14 protein-coding genes and 1 pseudogene are annotated in these 18,237 nt (G+C 63.9%); 9 read left to right on the plus strand and 6 right to left on the minus strand.

Annotated elements, in window-relative coordinates; genetic code table 11:
- Positions 1 to 88: 88 nt before the first annotated feature.
- The gene (locus NCT05_RS28665) at positions 89 to 1,360 is read right to left on the minus strand and encodes an MFS transporter (RefSeq protein ID WP_250437469.1); all 1,272 of its coding nucleotides are present in this window, start codon (positions 1,358 to 1,360) and stop codon (positions 89 to 91) included.
- 347 nt (positions 1,361 to 1,707) lie between these two features.
- Between NCT05_RS28665 and NCT05_RS28670 the strand changes: the two genes are divergently transcribed.
- The gene (locus NCT05_RS28670; protein ID WP_250503751.1) at positions 1,708 to 3,702 is read left to right on the plus strand and encodes a protein-L-isoaspartate(D-aspartate) O-methyltransferase; all 1,995 of its coding nucleotides are present in this window, start codon (positions 1,708 to 1,710) and stop codon (positions 3,700 to 3,702) included.
- Between the two features lie 132 nt (positions 3,703 to 3,834).
- Positions 3,835 to 4,257: an RcnB family protein gene (locus NCT05_RS28675; RefSeq protein WP_239295448.1), complete on the plus strand. Its 423-nt coding sequence runs from the start codon at positions 3,835 to 3,837 to the stop codon at positions 4,255 to 4,257.
- 479 nt (positions 4,258 to 4,736) lie between these two features.
- Here the strand turns inward: NCT05_RS28675 and NCT05_RS28680 are convergent, their stop codons facing one another.
- The gene (locus NCT05_RS28680; protein ID WP_008345940.1) at positions 4,737 to 5,441 is read right to left on the minus strand and encodes an MgtC/SapB family protein; all 705 of its coding nucleotides are present in this window, start codon (positions 5,439 to 5,441) and stop codon (positions 4,737 to 4,739) included.
- 178 nt (positions 5,442 to 5,619) lie between these two features.
- Here NCT05_RS28680 and NCT05_RS28685 point away from each other — a divergent pair, with 178 nt between their 5' ends.
- The 3 genes and pseudogenes from NCT05_RS28685 (at position 5,620) to NCT05_RS28695 (ending at position 8,549) form a co-directional block, all read left to right on the plus strand.
- The gene (locus NCT05_RS28685; RefSeq protein ID WP_250441572.1) at positions 5,620 to 7,416 is read left to right on the plus strand and encodes a thiamine pyrophosphate-requiring protein; all 1,797 of its coding nucleotides are present in this window, start codon (positions 5,620 to 5,622) and stop codon (positions 7,414 to 7,416) included.
- Positions 7,417 to 7,425: 9 nt separating this feature from the next.
- Positions 7,426 to 7,560: pseudogene (locus NCT05_RS28690) on the plus strand (GMC oxidoreductase); the annotation flags it as partial.
- Positions 7,557 to 8,549, plus strand: a complete 993-nt coding sequence (locus NCT05_RS28695) for an SDR family oxidoreductase (protein ID WP_250503752.1) — start codon at positions 7,557 to 7,559, stop codon at positions 8,547 to 8,549. The pseudogene NCT05_RS28690 and the gene NCT05_RS28695, both read left to right, overlap by 4 nt.
- A 21-nt stretch (positions 8,550 to 8,570) precedes the next feature.
- Here NCT05_RS28695 and NCT05_RS28700 read toward each other — a convergent pair whose 3' ends face one another.
- The 3 genes from NCT05_RS28700 to NCT05_RS28710 are packed head-to-tail and all read right to left on the minus strand — an operon-like array spanning position 8,571 to position 12,060.
- Entirely contained in the window at positions 8,571 to 9,962 is a 1,392-nt protein-coding gene (locus NCT05_RS28700; RefSeq protein WP_250503753.1) for a hypothetical protein, read from the minus strand.
- Complete coding sequence (locus NCT05_RS28705; protein WP_250459955.1) at positions 9,959 to 10,885, minus strand: alpha/beta fold hydrolase; 927 nt, start codon at positions 10,883 to 10,885, stop codon at positions 9,959 to 9,961. The genes NCT05_RS28700 and NCT05_RS28705 overlap by 4 nt, the downstream gene beginning before the upstream one ends.
- The gene (locus NCT05_RS28710) at positions 10,852 to 12,060 is read right to left on the minus strand and encodes a zinc-dependent alcohol dehydrogenase (protein ID WP_034470047.1); all 1,209 of its coding nucleotides are present in this window, start codon (positions 12,058 to 12,060) and stop codon (positions 10,852 to 10,854) included. Before NCT05_RS28710 ends, NCT05_RS28705 begins: the two co-directional genes overlap by 34 nt.
- A gap of 155 nt (positions 12,061 to 12,215) precedes the next feature.
- On the opposite strand from NCT05_RS28710, the gene NCT05_RS28715 reads away from it, so the two are divergent.
- Positions 12,216 to 12,800 carry a ParB-like protein gene (locus NCT05_RS28715; RefSeq protein WP_250441577.1) on the plus strand — a complete coding sequence of 195 codons (585 nt, stop codon included), beginning with the start codon at positions 12,216 to 12,218 and terminating at the stop codon, positions 12,798 to 12,800.
- A 3-nt stretch (positions 12,801 to 12,803) separates the two neighbouring features.
- Here NCT05_RS28715 and NCT05_RS28720 read toward each other — a convergent pair whose 3' ends face one another.
- On the minus strand, positions 12,804 to 14,057 hold the full coding sequence (locus NCT05_RS28720) for a hypothetical protein (RefSeq protein WP_250503754.1): 1,254 nt from the start codon (positions 14,055 to 14,057) through the stop codon (positions 12,804 to 12,806).
- A 608-nt stretch (positions 14,058 to 14,665) separates the two neighbouring features.
- Between NCT05_RS28720 and coxB the strand changes: the two genes are divergently transcribed.
- From coxB to NCT05_RS28735, 3 genes are read left to right on the plus strand one after another with little or no spacing between them, the layout of a single operon-like run.
- Positions 14,666 to 15,643: a cytochrome c oxidase subunit II gene (gene coxB, locus NCT05_RS28725; RefSeq protein WP_250503755.1), complete on the plus strand. Its 978-nt coding sequence runs from the start codon at positions 14,666 to 14,668 to the stop codon at positions 15,641 to 15,643.
- A complete protein-coding gene (ctaD, locus tag NCT05_RS28730; protein ID WP_250503756.1) occupies positions 15,640 to 17,625 on the plus strand; it encodes a cytochrome c oxidase subunit I in 1,986 nt (661 codons plus the stop codon). Before coxB ends, ctaD begins: the two co-directional genes overlap by 4 nt.
- Complete coding sequence (locus NCT05_RS28735; protein ID WP_008345952.1) at positions 17,622 to 18,236, plus strand: cytochrome c oxidase subunit 3; 615 nt, start codon at positions 17,622 to 17,624, stop codon at positions 18,234 to 18,236. The genes ctaD and NCT05_RS28735 overlap by 4 nt, the downstream gene beginning before the upstream one ends.
- Position 18,237 lies beyond the last annotated feature (1 nt).

The following is an 18,237-nucleotide window of genomic DNA, read 5'->3' on the forward strand; positions in this document are numbered from 1 at the left end:
TTGCATGCGTTGGTCGGCGTCTGCGGGAAAGCGCGGTGAGTTCATCCTCATCTCCGGAACTTCCGCATTCCCCATGCCGCGGCCCTTGTCATGGCAACAACGTCGATGAATCCAGATCGGCGAGCTTGCCGAGTTCTTCGCGCCGCGTATCGCATGCATCGCGCACGCGCTGCCCAAAGCCGATCCAGATCGCGAACGCGACGACAGACAAACTTCCAAGCGTGATGAACGCCGCCGGGTAGCCATAGTGATGCGCGATCCAGCCGCCGAGCATCGGGCTCAGGCACGCGCCCGCCGCCTGGACGCCAAGCACCGCGCCCTGCCCCAGATTCACCCGTCCGCTTCCGTGCAGCAGATGCACGACGAGCGCGGGCACCGCGACGGTCTGCAAGCCCGCGCCGATGCCATCGAGCACCTGCACCGGCACGATGCCCCATGAAGGCGCGATCCACGCGGCCGTCATCGCGCGCAGCGGGAGCGTCGCGAGCGTGACGAGGATGATCCACCAGAAGCCCCATCGGCGAATCAGGCGGCTCGCATAGGCCGCCGCGACGAGCATCACGATCTGCGAGATCACGATATTGGCGGCCGTCACATGGCTGGGATCGGCAGTATGCGCCGACGCGACCGCGAGACTGTAGAGCGGCAGCATCGCGGAATTGCCGAGGTTGAACGCCGCGAGCGCGGCCGCCAGCACGAGCAGCGAGCGGTTGCGCAGCAGAACCTGTATGGCATCGGCGCGCGTGTCGGAGGGATCGTCGTTGTCGTCCTTTGCAATGCCGCGCGCGAAATGCCGATGCACCGAGCGCGGCGGAATCCACAGCGCCGCGAAGATGCAGCCCGCACCGAACGCCGCGCTCAACGCGAAGATGTACGGCATGCCGAGCCACGCGCCGAGCCAGCCCGAAAGCGCCGCGGCCGCAATATTGCCCGCGTGATTCGCCACCTGATTGCGTCCGAACTGGCGATCGAAATTCTGCCGTCCGACGATGCCGAGCGTGAGGCCCGCGAGCGCGGGTCCCATCGTCGCGCCTGCGATCGCCGTGGCCACTTGCGACAGCGTGACGGGCCAGAAGCCTTGCCACATCCAGATGATGATCGCCGCGACGATGGACAGCGCGCTCGCGACCGCGACGATGGCGCGCCGGTGCGGCGTGGCATCGACGAGCGCGCCGGCGGGCGTCGTCACGAGCATGCCGACGATGCCGCCGATGGTCAGCACCGTGCCGATGCGGTCCGGCGTCCAGCCGTGCGCTTGCAGATAGATACCAAGAAACGGGCCGACGCCCGCCTGGACGTCCGCCGCGAAGAAGCTCACGGCGATGAGCGGACGGGTTGGCTTAACATTGTGTATTGGCATGTTTTGGATTCAGAGCACGATCTGCACGCTAAGTTCGACGACACCTTCGCTTCGAAGTCCGTAGTATTTCGCGCTCGATGCCGAATGGGTCTTAGCGCGCAGCATGAGGTCCGTTAACGCTTGCTTCGGCGCTGGCGTCATTCGACGATCGCTGCCGTCATCGCGCGCGGGGCGCAAGGCGCGATGCTCGCGTGCATCGTTCGATGTGAGTGTCATCCGAGGTATGCGTCTCCTTTATGCCGTGCCGAACGCACAGCAAATCGCATTCCGCGTGCTCGCGAGCAGTGGCGAACTGGGACTGTCGCTTGCTGCCTCTTCAACGTTCTGACCTTTTTCGGGAAATGTTCATGAACAACTTTGAAGAAGCGCGGGAACGCATGGTCGAACGTCAGTTGAAGGGGCGCGGCATCAGGAACGCGCGCGTGCTCGAATGCATGAGCGCCATCGCCCGCGATGCCTTCGTTCCCCCAGCCCTTGCCGAATTCGCCTACGAGGACAGCCCGTTGCCGATCGCCGCGGGTCAGACGATCTCGCAACCGTACATCGTCGCGCTGATGCTCGAAGCCGCCGACCTGCAACCTGGCGATCATGTCCTCGACATCGGCACCGGCTCGGGTTATGCGGCGGCGATCGCGGCGTGTATCGCGGCGCGCGTCGATACCATCGAACGGCATCGCGAACTCGCCGACGATGCCGCCGCCTTGCTCAAGGCGCTCGGGCTCACGAACGTCAGCGTGCATCATGCGGACGGCACGCTCGGCATGCCGCAGCACGCGCCCTTCGACGCGATCATCGCGGCGGCGGGCGGTCCATCCGTGCCCGACGCATGGCGCGCGCAACTCAAGATTGGCGGACGGCTCGTGATGCCCGTCGGCGACGCGCGCGAATCCCAGCGTCTGATGAAATACACGCGCACGGACGACGATGTGTGGCGCGACGAAGACCTCGGCGGCGTGATGTTCGTGCCGTTGATCGGCGCGCAAGGCTGGAGCGACGAACCCGACATTCGCACGGACAAACCCACGCTCGAGGAGCCCGTTGCGCGCACGTTGCCCGATCTGATCCGCGCATCGGCGGTGCGTCTGCCCGCGCTCGATGCGCCCGACTTCGCACATGCGTTCGATCGTTTCGCGGACAAGCGCGTCGTGTTGCTCGGCGAAGCGAGCCACGGCACCGCCGAGTTCTATGTAGCGCGCGCCGCCATCACGCGGCGTCTCATCGAACGGCACGGCTTCAGTTTCGTCGCGGTGGAAGCGGACTGGCCCGATGCCGCGATCATCGACGAGCACGTTCGCGGCCGTCCGCGCGCGCGACCCGAAGCACGACCGTTCACGCGTTTCCCTACGTGGATGTGGCGCAATACCGAGTTCGCCGCGTTCGTCGCGTGGCTGCGGCAGCACAACGCCGCGTTGCCCGACGAGCGCCGCGCCGCGTTCTATGGACTCGACCTGTATAGTCTTTCCGAATCCATCGCCGCCGTGCTCGCGTATCTCGACGCACAGGACCCGGGCGCGGCGCGCATTGCCCGCGTGCGCTATGGATGCCTCACGCCCTGGCAGAAAAACCCCGCTGTCTATGGACGCGCCGGGTGGCAGGCGGGCTTCGGCACATGCGAGGAAGCCGTCGTCGCGCAATTGCGCGATCTGCTGGACAGACGGCTCGCCACGTCCGCGAGCGATCACGGACTGCTCGACGCGACGCATAACGCGCGGCTCGTCGCATCGGCGGAGCAGTACTATCGCGCGATGTACGGGGCATCGGCGGAAAGCTGGAATCTGCGCGACACGCACATGTTCGACACGCTCGACAGCCTGCTCGATGCATGGGGACCGGACGCGCGCGCGGTCGTATGGGCGCACAACTCGCATCTCGGTGATGCATCCGCGACCGAGATGGGCCGCATGCGCGACGAGTTGAACGTCGGTCAGCTATGTCGCGAGCGCTTCGGCGACGACGCCGCGCTCATCGGCTTCGGCACGCACGCGGGCACGGTCGCGGCGGCATCGGACTGGGAGGAGCCGATGCAGATCATGCAGGTTCGGCCATCGCGCGCCGATAGTTACGAGCATCAGTTTCATCTTGCGGGCGTGAGTCCGTGCCTCGTCGATCTTCGTGCGGGCGTGAACGATGCACTGCGCGACGCATTGGGCGAGGAGCGGCTCGAACGCTTCATCGGCGTGGTCTATCGGCCCGATACCGAGTTGTACAGCCATTACGCGCAAGCCGAGCTGTCGGCGCAATTCGATGCGTTCGTGTGGTTCGATACGACGCGCGCGGTCAGCGCGATCGAGCCTTCACAAGTCACGCACGAGACGCCAGAAACCTTTCCGTTCGGCGTCTGACGCGCGTTTGCGCGTAATGGAGCGCGTAATGGAACGTAAGCGTTGCTTACACATGCTCACGTCATTTTCGTTGCCCATTGCGTACAGTCCGGGCATCCAGAACATCCCTTTGCCACTTCGAGAGGAACGAACATGAAGAAGAGTCGAATCGTCGCCGCACTGGTTTGCGCGAGCATCGGACTGACGACGGGCGCCGTTTTCGCACAGCCCGCACCCGGCGGTCCGGACGGCTATCACGATGCGCATCGCGCACCGGGCGGTCCGGGCGGTCCCGCTGCCAAGGGCGGTCCCGGCGCGCCGGGTCATGGTCCGGAGATGAATGGCCGCGACGCGCCCCGCCCGCCGCAGCATGCCAACGATGAGCCGCGTCGCGACTGGCGCAAGGGCGAGCGTCTTGATAACGATTACCGAAGCCGTCAGTACGTCGTCGACGACTGGCGCGGACAAGGCCTGCGTCAGCCGCCGCGCGGTTATCAGTGGGTCGGCGTCGGTGCGGACTATCTGCTGGTTGCGGTCGCGTCGGGCGTCATCGCGCAGGTCGTGTTGTCGCATTGATCTGCGTTGAATGCGCATAAAGAAAAGCCCGCCTGTCGAGGCGGGCAAGATGCGCTTAAACGAGAGGGGGTCGAAGCGCACATCCAACGCGGTACGTTACGAATGATTCGTGCGACTATAGCTTCCTGCGAATCGTGCCGGGCGAATCGGCGCTTTCCGTGGTCCTTGCCGGCGGGTCCGGCACAGCGACCGTCTGATCGAAAACGAAGCCCATTGCGATGTGCTCGGTGTTCGTGGATCCACATGCGGGGCACGTATCGTCTTCGAGAGCATCGTCTGAATATATGAGCTTGTTGCATGCTGCACAGCGTATAAGCATCTGTACTCCCGAAGTTCCAAGAAGATCGTCTCTCATTTATATGTCAAAACGAACGCACAGCCAATTGTTCTTTATGGGTGCCTTATGGGTCGCCTGTTGGGTCCCCTCTTGGGTCGCCTCGAGCACGCTTTAACCACCACGTTAATACGCTGTACACCGTTCAGCGGATGATGCTCCACTCGGACTCGATCGCGCCCGCAGCCATCGCGCACTCGCTGAACGGCGGCACCGGCTGCGCATCGGGCGCGCCGTGCCAGCGCACTTCGAAGCGCTCTTCCATCCGTTCCGGTCCCTTCGCCGCGCCCGCAATCGAGGCGAGCCTGCAACCCGCGGCCTGCATCGATTCAGCCAGCGTGTCCCGCGAAAAGACGCCTCTTTCATAAGTTATCCGGAGCTCCGCATGATTCTCGCGCGGTATGCGTCTTTCGACCTCCTTCAGAAACCAGAGCACGACGATCCCGAGCCCGAGTCCCGCCGCGCCGAGTCCAAGCTGACCGCCGCCGAAGCACAGTCCGACCACGGTCACGAACCATAACGTCGCCGCTGTCGTCACGCCTTTGACGAGGCCATCCTTGCGAAGAATCGCACCCGCGCCGATGAAGCCCACGCCCGACAGTATCCCGAGCGGCAGGCGCATCAGATCGATCTGCACGAACGAACCGGGCGTCTTGCCCGCCTGAGCAAGCAACGCGTTGACTTGCAGCATCGCGAGACACGCCGCGAGGCATACGAGCAGCGTGGTTCTCAATCCGGCGACCTTGCCCGATTCGCCGCGATTCAATCCGATGAGAATGCCGGCAAGCACAGCCAGCGATATTCGAATGCAGACATCCGGCCATTCGAGGGTGAGAGGCATGAGCGCCATCGTATGTGTCCTGAAGCAATCGTCCGCGTAAAGCGCTCTAGCAATCATCACGCCCGCATGGGTTCATCGCACCTTGCAGCGATTGAAAGACAGCGGCATGGCCATTGCGCGCAAGCCAAACAAGGCGTGCATGCAATGCGGCGCATTCTTTCGATCGTGTTTTCCGGAGACTTCAATCATGGCTATTACCGTCGGCGATTTTCTGGTCGATCGCCTGCATGCATGGGGCGTGCGCCGCATTTACGGTTATCCCGGCGACGGCATCAACGGCGTATTCGGCGCGCTCAGTCGCGCGAAAGGCAAGATCGAATTCATTCAGGCGCGTCATGAAGAGATGGCTGCGTTCATGGCATCGGCACATGCGAAGTTCACCGGCGAGTTGGGTGTATGCATCGCGACATCGGGTCCGGGCGCGGCGCATCTCGTCACGGGCCTCTACGATGCGCGCCTCGATCACATGCCCGTTCTCGCCATTGCGGGCCAGCAGGCACGCGCCGCATTGGGCGGACACTATCAGCAGGAAGTCGATCTGCCCGCGATGTTCAAGGACGTCGCCGGCGCCTTCGTTCAACAAGCGAGCGTGCCCTCGCAGATTCGTCATCTCGTCGATCGCGCGGTGCGTATTGCGCTATCGGAGCGCAAGGTGACGGCGCTCGTGCTGCCCAACGATCTGCAGGATCTGGAATACGAGCCGCCGGGCCGCAAGCACGGCACACTGCATTCGGGCGTGGGCTATCGCGCACCGAAGACGGTGCCTTATGCCGACGATCTGCAACGCGCCGCCGATGTGCTCAACGCCGGCAAGAAGGTCGCGATTCTCGTCGGCGCGGGCGCGCTGGAAGCCACGGACGAAGTCATCGCTGTCGCGGACAAACTCGGCGCGGGCGTCGCGAAGGCGCTGCTCGGCAAGGCCGCATTGCCGGACGATCTGCCCTTCGTCACCGGATCGATCGGCCTGCTCGGCACCGAGCCGAGCTACAAGCTGATGACCGAATGCGACACGCTCTTGATGATCGGCTCGGGCTTTCCCTACGCCGAGTTCCTGCCGAAGGAAGGCGAGGCGCGCGGCGTGCAGATCGACCTCAAGGCGGACATGCTTTCTATCCGCTATCCGATGGAAGTGAATCTCGTCGGCGACAGTGCCGAGACCTTGCGCGCGTTGCTGCCGCTTCTGGAACAGAAGACGGATGGTGCGTGGCGCAAGGACATCGAAGGTTGGATGGACGACTGGTGGAAGAAACTCGAAAAGCGCGCGATAGAGCCTGCGAAAGCCGGCGTGAATCCGCAGCGCACGATCTGGGAGCTGTCGCCGCGCGTGCCCGCGAACGCCATCGTCACGAGCGATTCCGGTTCGGTCGCGAACTGGTACGCGCGCGATCTCAAGGTCAAGCGCGGCATGAAGTGCTCGCTCTCGGGCGGTCTCGCCTCGATGGGCGCGGCCGTGCCCTACGCGATCGCGGCGAAATTCGCGTATCCGGAGCGTCCGGTGATCGCGCTCGTCGGCGATGGCGCGATGCAGATGAACAACATGGCCGAGCTCATCACGGTCGCGAAGTACTGGAAGCAATGGTCGGATCCGCGCTGGATCTGCATGGTGCTCAACAACGAAGACTTGAATCAGGTGACGTGGGAACAGCGCGTGATGGAAGGCGATCCGAAGTTCGAGGCATCGCAGGACATTCCTTCCGTGCCTTATCACAAGTTCGCGGAATTGATCGGGCTGAAGGGCTTTTATGTCGACGATGCCGAGCGCATGGCCGCCGTGTGGGACGAAGCGCTCGCGGCGGATCGTCCCGTCGTGATCGAAGTGAAGGCCGATCCGAACGTGCCGCCGCTGCCGCCGCACATCACGATCGCGCAGGCGAAGGCTTTCGCGACCACGCTCATGAAGGGCGATCCGAACCAGAGCCATGTGATCGTCGATACGGCGAAGCAAGTGCTGGGCGCAGTGCTGCCGGGCCACAAGGACAAGTGATCGTCCATGCATCTGAGGATTCACGACGGCTCGGCATATCCGACCGTCGGCGGCGTGAATCCTTCTCTCACCATTCAGGCGATCGCGCGTTGCACGGCGGACGAAATCGAAGCGCTTGCCGCACGCGGGGAGTTATCGCGATGAGAAAGCCTCGGGTCGTGGTCATCACCGGAGCGAGCGCGGGCGTGGGCCGCGCGACGGCGCTCGAATTCGCCCGACGCGGCGTGGACGTCGCGATGATCGCGCGCGATCCGCAAGCGCTCGAAGACGCCGCCGCCGACGTGCGCGCGCTCGGCGTGCGTGCGCTGAGCATCGCGCTCGACGTGAGCGAAAACGGCGCGCTCGACAGTGCCGCCGCGCGCGTCGAAGCCGAGTTCGGCCCCATCGACGTATGGGTCAACAACGCGATGCTGACCTCGTTCGCGCGCTTCGCCGATATGCCCGAACGCGATTTCAGGCGCATCACGGACGTCACGTATCTCGGCTTCGTGTGGGGCACGATGGCCGCGTTGAAACGCATGACGCCGCGCAATCGCGGCGTCATCGTGCAGGTCGGTTCGGCGCTCGCGTATCGATCGATTCCGCTGCAATCAGCCTATTGCGGCGCGAAGCATGCGATACGCGGGTTCACCGATTCGCTGCGTTGCGAGTTGCATCATGCCAAGAGCCGCATCCATCTGACGATGGTGCAGATGCCCGCGCTCAACACGCCGCAATTCGACTGGGCCAGGAGCGCGATGCCGCACGCGCCGCGTCCCGTCGCGCCGATCTACGAACCCGAAGTCGCAGCGCGCGCGATATGGTGGGCGGCCACGCATCGGCGGCGCGAGCTGTGGGTCGGCATGTCGTCGGTCAAGGCGATAGTTGCGAATGCAATCATCCCCGGTTTGCTCGATGTCTATCTCGGACGCACGGGCTTTCGCGCGCAGCAGGACCCCGCTCTCTCCAGCGGCGAACGTCCGGGCAATCTCTCGCAACCGGTCACTGAACTGCATCGGGTGCATGGGCGCTTCACGGACGAGGCGAAGCGCGCGAGCGCGTCGTTTTGGGTGGACACGCATCGCGGCCTGCTGCTTTGCGCGGGGCTCGGGCTGGGCGCCATCATCGCGCGCTTGATGCGTCGGCGCGCGTAATGACGATGACCGGCATTCGCTTCATGCGTTGTGATCGTGCGCGGTGATGCCATGACGCGCGCCATGCTTGCGCAGCGCGTCCTCGAAGAACGCGGGCGGCATCGGCTCCGGCAAGCCGTATTGCGGCTTCAGTTCGGCAAGCGCACGATCGAAGCGCACGAAGGTCGCGAAGTCGCGCGGATAACGCCGTGCATCGACACCGAGAAAGCGCCCTTCGCGTTTCGCCTTGGCGGTCAACGCGCGCCATTCGTCGATGCTCGTCACGCCGACGCCTTCGGTGCCATGCGAGAACAGCATCATGTCGATCTCGTCGAAGGACTCGCGTTCGAGAAAGCGGCGCAGCGTCTCTGCCGAAGGGTCGGTGCAGAAGACGAGCCAGAATGGGATCGCGCGCAATCGCAGCGTCGTGTACGGGTCCATCAGAAGAAATGAATCGACGACGAGCCGCTTCGACTCGATCCCCATCTCGCGATACCACGCGCGATACAACTCGGCCGTCGCGAAGCTGAACGCTTCCGGCTCTTCGAAGCGCCATTCGACGACGCGCCAGTTCTTCTGCTTCGCCAGCGCGACGATGGATTCGGTGAGCGCCACGTCATAGCCCCATTCGGCTTCGGGCGCGCGCAGGGTCGGCGCGGGCGCGTCCCATCGCGTGCGCTTCACGCCATAACGCGCGAGATAGCGCGCGACACGCGGCCCACCTTCGAAGTACTCGCGCTCGGTCGCGCCGCCCAGCGCGCCGAACTGATAGAACGATCGGTCGCCGGTGCGCGTAACGGGCCAGTCGCGCGTGCATCGGACGATATGAAGCGTCGCGTCCGGCGCGAGACTGCGCAGCAGAAACTCGCGATACGCCAGCGGCAGCGCGCGCAGCTTCAACCGGAAGTAGCTCATCGCGGAGAGCATCAGCCGGTCCTGATTCGGATCCTGCATATGATGAACTGCGATGCGCGGATCGGCGCGAAGCAACGCATCGACGGCGGCGAGGCCGTCATCGAAGCCGCTTTGCGCATCGTCGGGATCGCTGAAGGGCGCGCGCACCGGGCACAGAAACGTCTGCGGCAGCCAGGGCACGCCGAGCGCCGCCGCAACGTGCGTGAGCGCGCCATTCGACGAACCGATGAACGCCGCATCGTAGGTGCGCTGCGGGTAAAGCCCCGCGATCCATTCGCCGATGCCTTCCACATCGAGACGCCGCGCCTGCCGCGCCGTGATGCCCTCCGACATGCCGCCCACGGTGTACACCCATTCGCGGGCGCGCTTCGGCAGCAGGTTGATCGGCGGCATCAGGCTATCGAGCAGCGGCGACTGGCTCGGGCTGCTGAAGCGTTCGCCATGCAGACACGCGGCGAGCGCCTGCACCATGCCCGCGGCCGAATCGAAGCGGGCAATGCCGCGCGGTGGCTTCGTCATCTCGATGCGCCGCCCTGGAGAAGAAACGCGCGGATCGCGAGCGCGAAGCTATGCGGATAGACATAGTTGAGCGTGTGCGTGCCGCCGTCTATCGTCAGCAACGCGCCGTTCGGCACGCGCGCCGCCACTTCGCTCGCCCACGCGAGCGGCGCGACGGGATCGCGCGATCCGGCGACGACGAGCGTCGGCGCAACGATGCGCGACAGCTTGCGCTCGATGCGATCGCGCATGAGTTCGCGCATCGTCGCGAGCGCGCGCACCACGCCCGCTTTCGCATAATCGATGCGCCCGATCGGCGCCGACGATCTCGCCTGTTCGAGCCGTCCATTGCGCCAGTCGCGACAAACTTGCGTGAAGAGCGAGCGCGCATCGCGATCGACGGTCGGTCCTTGCAGCACGAGCCGGTCGACCGACTCGGGATAGCGCGCGGCGAAATCCGCGAGAATCTGGCAGCCGAAGGAATTGCCGATGAACATCGCCCGCTCGATGCCGCGCGCGCCGAGCCAGAGGCGCAACGCATCGGCGAGTTCGGGCACCGACAGCGCGCCGCCGCGCAGTTTGCTTTCGCCGAAGCCGGGCAGATCGGGCGCATACACGTCGAAGTCGCTGCGCAACGCGAGCGCGAGCGGCTCCATGTAGCGGCTCGATATCACGAGACCATGCACGAGCACCACGGGCAGGCGCTTCGCGTGGCCACCTTCGCATGCCGCGTGACGCGAGAACATGCGATACGGTCCGGCCTGCGTGTAGCGCGCCGTGATGCCCTTGCGGGCGCTTTCATCGGAAAGTGCGGGCGTGCGCTTGAGGCGCGTCCATTCGATCGCCGCCCAGGCCACGAACGCGCACGCGCCGACGCCCGCGACGATGCGCCATGAAGGCCGCGCGGCCGTCACGCGGCGGGATCGAGCGCGACCTTGATCCATCCCGGTTGCCTTTGATCGAATGCCTTGTATGCGTCGATGACGTTCATCATCGGCTCGCGTGTCGACAGCACGCGCAGCGGATCGAACGATCCGTTCCTCACGCGCTCGACGAGTCCGGGCGTCACCGCGCGATGATTGCAGTTGCCCATCTTGATGGTGAGATTCTTGTTCATCGCCACACCGAGCGGAAAGAAGCGGTCGTTCGGCGGATACACGCCGATCACGCCGAGCGTGCCCGCCTTCGCCAATGCAGCCACGCCCCAGTCGAGCGCCTGCGTGGGCGCATCGCCGGGAATCCAGTTGCCGTCGTGTTCGTTGCGCTGCGCCGTGACGGTCCTGCTTTCCGCTTCGCCCTGCTTGACGGCATCCTGCGATGCAGCCGGCCCGCCCTGCGCGTGCACTGCATCGACGCCCACGGCATCGATCACACGATCCACGCCGATGCCGCCCGTCAACGCGAGAATCGTTGCGACGGGATCCTCCTCGTCGAAGTTCACCGCTTCCGCACCTTGCGCGCGCGCCATCGCGAGACGATCCGTCAGGCGATCCACGACGATCACGCGTCCCGCGCCGAGCATGAACGCACTCGCGACGGCGAACTGGCCGACCGGTCCCGCGCCGAACACCGCGACGGTATCGCCGTCACGCACCTCGGCAAGTTGCGCCCCGAAAAAGCCCGTCGGAAAGATATCGGACAGCAGGATCGCGCGTTCGTCGTCGATATTCTCCGGCAATTTGATGAGGCTCGCATGGGCTAGCGGCGTGCGCGCGTATTCGGCCTGCAATCCGTCGATCGGCCCCGTCGACTTCGGTCCGCCAAAGAACGCCGTGCCTGCCGCCGCGCCATTGGGATTCGCCGAGTCGCACTGCGCCGTGTAGCCCGTGCGGCAATACGAACAGCAGCCACACGAAATCGTCGATGGAATCAGCACGCGGTCTCCCGGCTTCAGGTTGCGCACGCCGCGACCGACCTGCTCGATCACGCCGACGCCCTCGTGGCCGAGTATCGTGCCCGGCACCATCCCTGGCAGCGTGCCGCGCACCATGTGCAGATCGGTGCCGCAGATCGCGCTCGCGGTCAGGCGCACGATCGCGTCCTGATCGTGACGAATCGAAGGGTCGGGCACGTTATCGAGCGAGATATCGCCTATTCCATGAAACACAACCGCTTTCATTGCACACTCCTTGAATGGCCGGGTCCGTGTGCGATTTCAGCAATGGATGCGCCCGCGCACCGCATTAGGGACTTTCGTTTCAGCGAGAAGCAACAGCGGGTCCAGACCGGGTACGGCGCTTGCCCGCATGTTCGACACACATCGAGGAATGCGCCATGAATACGCTGCGCATCGGCGATCTGCATCCGACGCAGGCGACGCACGGAGAACGGCAGGTCCGCCGCAAAGCCGAGGAATATCGCGCGCTGAGCGCACATGAACTGGCAATGTCGATAGCCGCGAAGCCGATTGCCGTCGTGCTCGGGCCGGGCGGCGAGCCGTATGTCATCGACCATCATCATGTGGCTTGCGCGCTGGCCCGCATCGGCGTGCAGGACGTGCCGTTCGTGCTGGTGCGGGACTTGTCGTCGTTATCGCGCGCGGCGTTCTGGCTGACGATGGAGAACGAGGCGTGGGTGCATCCCTACGACGCGGACGGCCGCCGCATCGCTTTCAAGGACATGCCGGTGCATATGCGGGACGCCATCGACGACGATTTTCGCAGCCTTGCGGCCTTCGTGCGCAGCGCGGGCGGCTACGAAAAAACCGACGTGCCGCTTGCCGATTTTCGCTGGGCGGACTTCTTTCGCGCGCACTTCCCGCGACCGCGCGACGATGCGCAATTCGACGCGCTGCTCGAACGCGCCGCCGGTCTGGCCCGCAGCGACGCGGCTCTCGGCCTTCCCGGTTTCATCGGATGATCTTCAACGCGGATTCGCCGCGATGAAATTCTTGAGCGCGGTATAGACGGGTTTCTTCGTCACGCCGTCGTTGAGCATGATGCCGTAAGGGCCCTGACCGGTGGGCGGATCGTCGTAAAGCTCGTAGACCTGTATCGACTGAATGTTGTATTGCGGCGCGATTGCGAGAAGCCTGCCCATCATGTCGTTGGCCATGTAAGTGGCCGCCTGATCGACGGTGCCGGGAAAGTCCGGACGCATGCCCACTTCGTTGATCCAGATCGGCTTGCCGAACGACAGCAGCGTGCCGACTACGTTGTAGCAGCGGATTCCGCATGCGTGCGTGATATCGCCCTGCTCCGAGTACCAGTGCCACGCGGTGATGTCCCACGTCACGATGGGATGTCCGCTCGTGCCGTCGGGTTGCGTGCCGTTGGCGAGCATCGTATCGAGGCCGAGGTGCATCCACGTATTGCCGCCGATGATGATCTTGCCGACAGCATCCACCGACTTGATGCCCGCGATCAATCCGCGAATCACGCCGCGCGCGATCCTATAACAATCGTTGTGGTAATCGGCCGGATTCACGCCGTCGACCGCACCGACGAGACATGTCGGCGCAAGTTCGTTGGTGACTTCGTAATAGGCATATTGCTGCACGCTGACGATTTGCTGAGCGAGCGTGAAGCTCGCCTGATAAGCCGAATTCTCATCGGCGAAGTTGAGGTCTTGCAGGATCACCGGATAAACCATCACGCCGGATTGCGCCATGATCTTCGCGAACTTCGCGAGATTTTTCGCGCCGGCTACGTTGGAAATGTCGTTGCGGTACATCGTCATGTTGAGGTCTTTCAGTTGCGCGGCTTGTTGCTCCGGCGTCGACGTCTGATATGGACCGACCCAGTTGGCATGACCGTTCATGCCATAAAACACGCTGCCCGCAGGCGCAATCACAGGCTTTGCGGTGCTGCTCGTGCCGCCGGGGCTGCTCGCCGCCGACGGCGCCGATGCAACCGCTGGCGCCGATGCAACCGCAGGCGCCGACGCTCCGTCGTCCGAAGGGCTCGACGCCGCTATGGGACTCGATGCACCCGAAGGACTCGATTGCGCGCCACCGGTCGTGCTCGCGCCGCCAGTTTCACCGCCGCCACCGCCGCCGCATGCGGCCAACAGAAGCGCGATCGCGAAACCCGGCCATATCGAAAGCCGCCCCGCTGAAATAATGCGCCGCGATTTGAAGATGTGAGCAACGGATCGAATGAAAGTAATGGCTTTCATGGCGCGTTCGGAATATTCAAAATGAATATCGAGCGGCCGGTTCATTGCCGGAATTGAAACGCCCGCGTCGCGCGGCGAAATGCGAGCGCGAACAGGCACAGCCGCGTTCGACGAATGACGAACGCGGCCCCGCTTCGATACGAGAGATAAGACGACGCCCCACTGACCGATGCGCGCAAACGCGATGGCGCGAGCGTGGCAATCGCCGGACGCAACAAAGGGCCTTCGCGCTGCGTTTCAATCGAGCGCGCGAAGGAGAATCGGAAACCATTGAAAGACACGAACATGCATGGACATGCATGTCGCAAATACGTTAGTACATCATAACGTCGGTGCGCGCTTATTCAAGCATTGCGAGTGAATCGGCGAAGAATACTTATCGAATCGATAAGATCCATTGGACTGATGAAAACGCTTCGCGAAATAAAGCGCATTACATGCGTTGCGCCGTAAGGCTATCGTTGGGATCGTGGATTGCTCGGGGAACGAAGCCCCGCGCGCCCGTCTGGCGTTCCGGAACCTCACTGCGAGCCAATCTTTCAAGGAGATACATGCGGATGCCTGCTACGCACAAAGCGATCCATTGTGCCAGCCGGAGCACCCGCGCCATGATCGCTTTTCTCGCCGCATTCGTTTGTCACGCGAGCGCGCGCGCCGACGCGCCGCTCAATTACTTCCTCCACGCCGACGGTCCCGCCGCCACGCCGACGATGCGTCTCGGCTGGGCGCTCGCGGCACTGGCCGTCGCCGTCGCGCTGATCGTGAGCGTATTGCTCGTCGGCGCGATCATCCGCAAGCGTCCGCCGCCCACGAAGCGCGATGCATCGCACGTGCAGGGCGAAGGCGGCGGCATGCGCTGGGTCTGGATCGGCACGGGCATCTCGTCGGTCGCGCTTTTCGTCGCGCTCGCCTATGTGCTCGTGACGCTCGAATCGGTCGCGTCGCCGAGAAAGGAGCCCGCGCTGACCATCGCGATCACGGCCTACGACTGGTGGTGGAAGATCGACTATGCGGGCGTGACCACGGCCAACGAGATTCACATACCGGTCGGCGAGCCTGTGAAAATCGAATTGCGCAGCGCCGATGTCATTCATGCGTTCTGGGTGCCGCGTCTCGCGGGCAAGACTCAGACGATACCGGGTGTCGTCAACGAGCAATGGATTCAGGCGGATCGCGCGGGCGTGTATCGCGGGCAATGCTCGCAGTTTTGCGGCGCGCAACACGCGCATATGGCCTTCGAAGTGATCGCGGAACCGCGTGCCCAATTCGATGCGTGGTACGCGGCGCAAGCGCGCCCGCATGCCGCCGACGCCACCGCGAGCGCCGGGCAGCGACTCTTTCTCGATCGCTGCGCGGGCTGTCACGCCGTGCGCGGCAGCGATGCGAACGGCACGCAAGCGCCCGATCTCACGCATCTGAATTCGCGCAGGCTCATCGCCGCCGGCACGTTGCCGAACACCGAATCGAATCAACTCGACTGGATACGCCATGCACAGCGCATCAAACCGGATTCGCTGATGCCATCGATCGCGCTCACAGCGGCCGAAGCCGCCGCGCTCTCCGCTTATCTTCGGACACTGCAATGACCGAACACGCCACGTCCCCGCCGCCGCTGCAACGCACGCTCGCGATCGGCCGCATCGAACCCGGCAGCGCCGAAGAACGCAAGCTGCGCGAGACATGGGAAACGCCACCGGGATGGCGCGGCTGGCTTTCGACCGTCGATCATAAAAGCATCGGCTTGCGCTATCTCCTCACCGCGTTTGCGTTTCTGATCGCGGGCGGCATCGAGGCGCTCATCATGCGCGTGCAGCTTGCGCGCCCGGACTCGACGCTGCTCACGCCCGAGCAATACAACCAGCTCTTCACGATGCACGGCGTGACGATGATCTTCCTTTACGCGTTGCCCGTGCTCTCCGGCTTCTCCAACTATCTGTGGCCGCTGATACTCGGCGCGCGCGACATGGCGTTTCCGCGCCTGAATGCGCTGTCGTACTGGATCTTTCTTTTCGCCGGACTCTTTCTGTATGCGAGCTTTCCGTTCGGCGAAGCGCCCAACGCGGGCTGGTTCAACTATGCGCCGCTTGCCGGTCTCACTTACAACACCGGTCCCAACATCGATGTCTATGCGCTCGGCATGGTGCTGCTCGGCATCTCGACGACAGTCGGCTCGATGAACTTCGTGGTCACGTTCCTGCGCATGCGCGCGCCGGGCATGTCGCTCGATCGCGTGCCGGTGCTCGTGTGGGGCACGCTCACCGCATCGGGCGGCAACCTGCTTGCAGTGCCATCGGTGAGTCTCGCGTTCTTTCTGTTGTGGCTTGACCGGCGCATCGGCACGCATTTCTTCGACGTCGTCAACGGCGGCCGCGCGCTGCTCTGGCAGCATCTCTTCTGGATCTTCGCGCATCCGTGGGTGTATGCCGTGGTGCTGCCCGCGATGGGCATCGTCTCCGATGCGCTCCCGGTCTTCTGCCGCAGGCCGCTGGTCGGCTATCTGCCGGTCGCGCTGTCGACCGTCGCGACGATGGTCATCGGCTTCGTCGTATGGATCCATCACATGTTCGCGACGGGCATTCCCGCGCTCGCGCTGTCGTTCTTCGGCGCGGCGAGCATGGTGATCGCGATACCGAGCGCGGTCGCGACGTTCGCATGGATCGCGACGATATGGACGGGACGTCCCGTGTTTCGCGTGCCTTTTCTGTATTTCGCGGGCTTCGTGTTTCTCTTCGTGATCGGCGGATTGTCGGGCGTGCTCACCGCAGCGGTGCCTTTCGACTGGCAACTCACGGATACCTATTTCATCGTCGCGCATCTGCATTACGTGCTGCTCGGCATCAACGTGTTTCCCGTTATCGGCGGCATCTACTTCTGGTTCCCGAAATTCACCGGGCGCATGATGAGCGAGAGGATCGGGCGCATCGGCTTCTGGATTCTGTTCACGGGCTTCAACATCGCGTTCTTTCCGATGCATATCGCGGGCTTGCTCGGCATGCCGCGACGCATCTATACCTACGCGCCCGACATGGGCTGGAACACGGTCAACATGATTACGTCGATCGGCGCGTTCCTGTTCGCGTTCGGCGTGCTGATCTTCATGTGGGACTTCGTGTACAGCCTGCGGCGCGGTCCCGTTGCGGGCGATAACCCCTGGGATGCGCCCACGCTCGAATGGGCGACTTCATCGCCGCCGCCGCCGTATAACTTCGCGATCGCGCCGCGCATCGCGAGCCGTCATCCGCTATGGGAGGAACGCATTTCCGGCAAGATGCGTTCGCGGCTCGACGAAGGGTACATCCTCGACAAGGGACGCGAGGCGCTCGGCACCACCGCGCTCGACGGCGATCCCGACGTGATTCTCAAGATGCCGGAAGACTCGTATGCGCCTTTCTGGCTCGGCGTCGCGTCGCTGGTGTTCTTCTCGGGCCTCGCATTGACCGCATGGTGGCTCGCGGCGCTCGGGTTGATCGGATGCGGCGCGGCCATCGTCGTATGGTTGTGGCCGCGCCGCGAACTCGGCCAGCGCGACGATACGCCCGAGCCGCACGAAACCGGAGCGACACCATGAGCGATTTCGCGGAAGCGTTGCCCGAACGCGCGCGTCTGCCCATCGGCAGTCCGGGCGAACGCTCGGGCGGATGGTGGGGATGTCTCACGCTCGTCGCGACCGAAGCGGCGCTCTTCGGCTATCTGATCTTCTCGTATCTGTATCTCGCTTCGCAGACGACACAACACTGGCCGCCCGAAGGCATGCCGAAGCTCGGCCTCGGCATCGCGAACACCTGCATTCTGTTGTCGAGCAGCGTGTTCGTATGGGCAAGCGAGCGCTTCGTGCGGCGCGGAAAACGCGGCATGGGCGTGCTGATGCTCGCTATCGCGCTCGCGCTCGGGGCGATCTTCGTCGGCATACAACTCAAGGAATGGGCCGATCATCCCTACGGCCTGACGACGCATCTCTACGGCTCGCTCTACTTCACGATCACCGGCTTTCACATGATGCATGTGCTCGTCGGCCTCGTCGTGCTCGCGTTCCTGCTGCTATGGACCGCGCTCGGCTACTTCGACCGGGCGCGTTCGGCGGCGCTGACCATCGGCGGCTTGTATTGGCATTTCGTCGATGTCGTATGGCTCTTCATCTTCGCGACGCTGTATCTGTCGCCCTACGTGCTGGCGAAATGAA

Origin of the sequence: Caballeronia sp. AZ7_KS35 (assembly GCF_023631045.1) — a bacterium.
Classification (GTDB): Bacteria; Pseudomonadota; Gammaproteobacteria; order Burkholderiales; family Burkholderiaceae; genus Caballeronia; species Caballeronia zhejiangensis.

Excerpts from the sequence above, each read along its gene's own strand:
- NCT05_RS28680 (WP_008345940.1), bottom strand. The coding sequence starts at position 5,441 with ATGGCGCTCATGCCTCTCACCCTCGAATGGCCGGATGTCTGCATTCGA.
- NCT05_RS28715 (WP_250441577.1), top strand. The coding sequence starts at position 12,216 with ATGAATACGCTGCGCATCGGCGATCTGCATCCGACGCAGGCGACGCAC.
- NCT05_RS28675 (WP_239295448.1), top strand. The coding sequence starts at position 3,835 with ATGAAGAAGAGTCGAATCGTCGCCGCACTGGTTTGCGCGAGCATCGGA.
- NCT05_RS28700 (WP_250503753.1), bottom strand. The coding sequence starts at position 9,962 with ATGACGAAGCCACCGCGCGGCATTGCCCGCTTCGATTCGGCCGCGGGC.
- NCT05_RS28720 (WP_250503754.1), bottom strand. The coding sequence starts at position 14,057 with ATGAAAGCCATTACTTTCATTCGATCCGTTGCTCACATCTTCAAATCG.
- ctaD (WP_250503756.1), top strand. The coding sequence starts at position 15,640 with ATGACCGAACACGCCACGTCCCCGCCGCCGCTGCAACGCACGCTCGCG.
- NCT05_RS28735 (WP_008345952.1), top strand. The coding sequence starts at position 17,622 with ATGAGCGATTTCGCGGAAGCGTTGCCCGAACGCGCGCGTCTGCCCATC.
- NCT05_RS28685 (WP_250441572.1), top strand. The coding sequence starts at position 5,620 with ATGGCTATTACCGTCGGCGATTTTCTGGTCGATCGCCTGCATGCATGG.
- NCT05_RS28665 (WP_250437469.1), bottom strand. The coding sequence starts at position 1,360 with ATGCCAATACACAATGTTAAGCCAACCCGTCCGCTCATCGCCGTGAGC.
- NCT05_RS28705 (WP_250459955.1), bottom strand. The coding sequence starts at position 10,885 with ATGGATCAAGGTCGCGCTCGATCCCGCCGCGTGACGGCCGCGCGGCCT.
- NCT05_RS28710 (WP_034470047.1), bottom strand. The coding sequence starts at position 12,060 with ATGAAAGCGGTTGTGTTTCATGGAATAGGCGATATCTCGCTCGATAAC.
- NCT05_RS28695 (WP_250503752.1), top strand. The coding sequence starts at position 7,557 with ATGAGAAAGCCTCGGGTCGTGGTCATCACCGGAGCGAGCGCGGGCGTG.
- coxB (WP_250503755.1), top strand. The coding sequence starts at position 14,666 with ATGATCGCTTTTCTCGCCGCATTCGTTTGTCACGCGAGCGCGCGCGCC.
- NCT05_RS28670 (WP_250503751.1), top strand. The coding sequence starts at position 1,708 with ATGAACAACTTTGAAGAAGCGCGGGAACGCATGGTCGAACGTCAGTTG.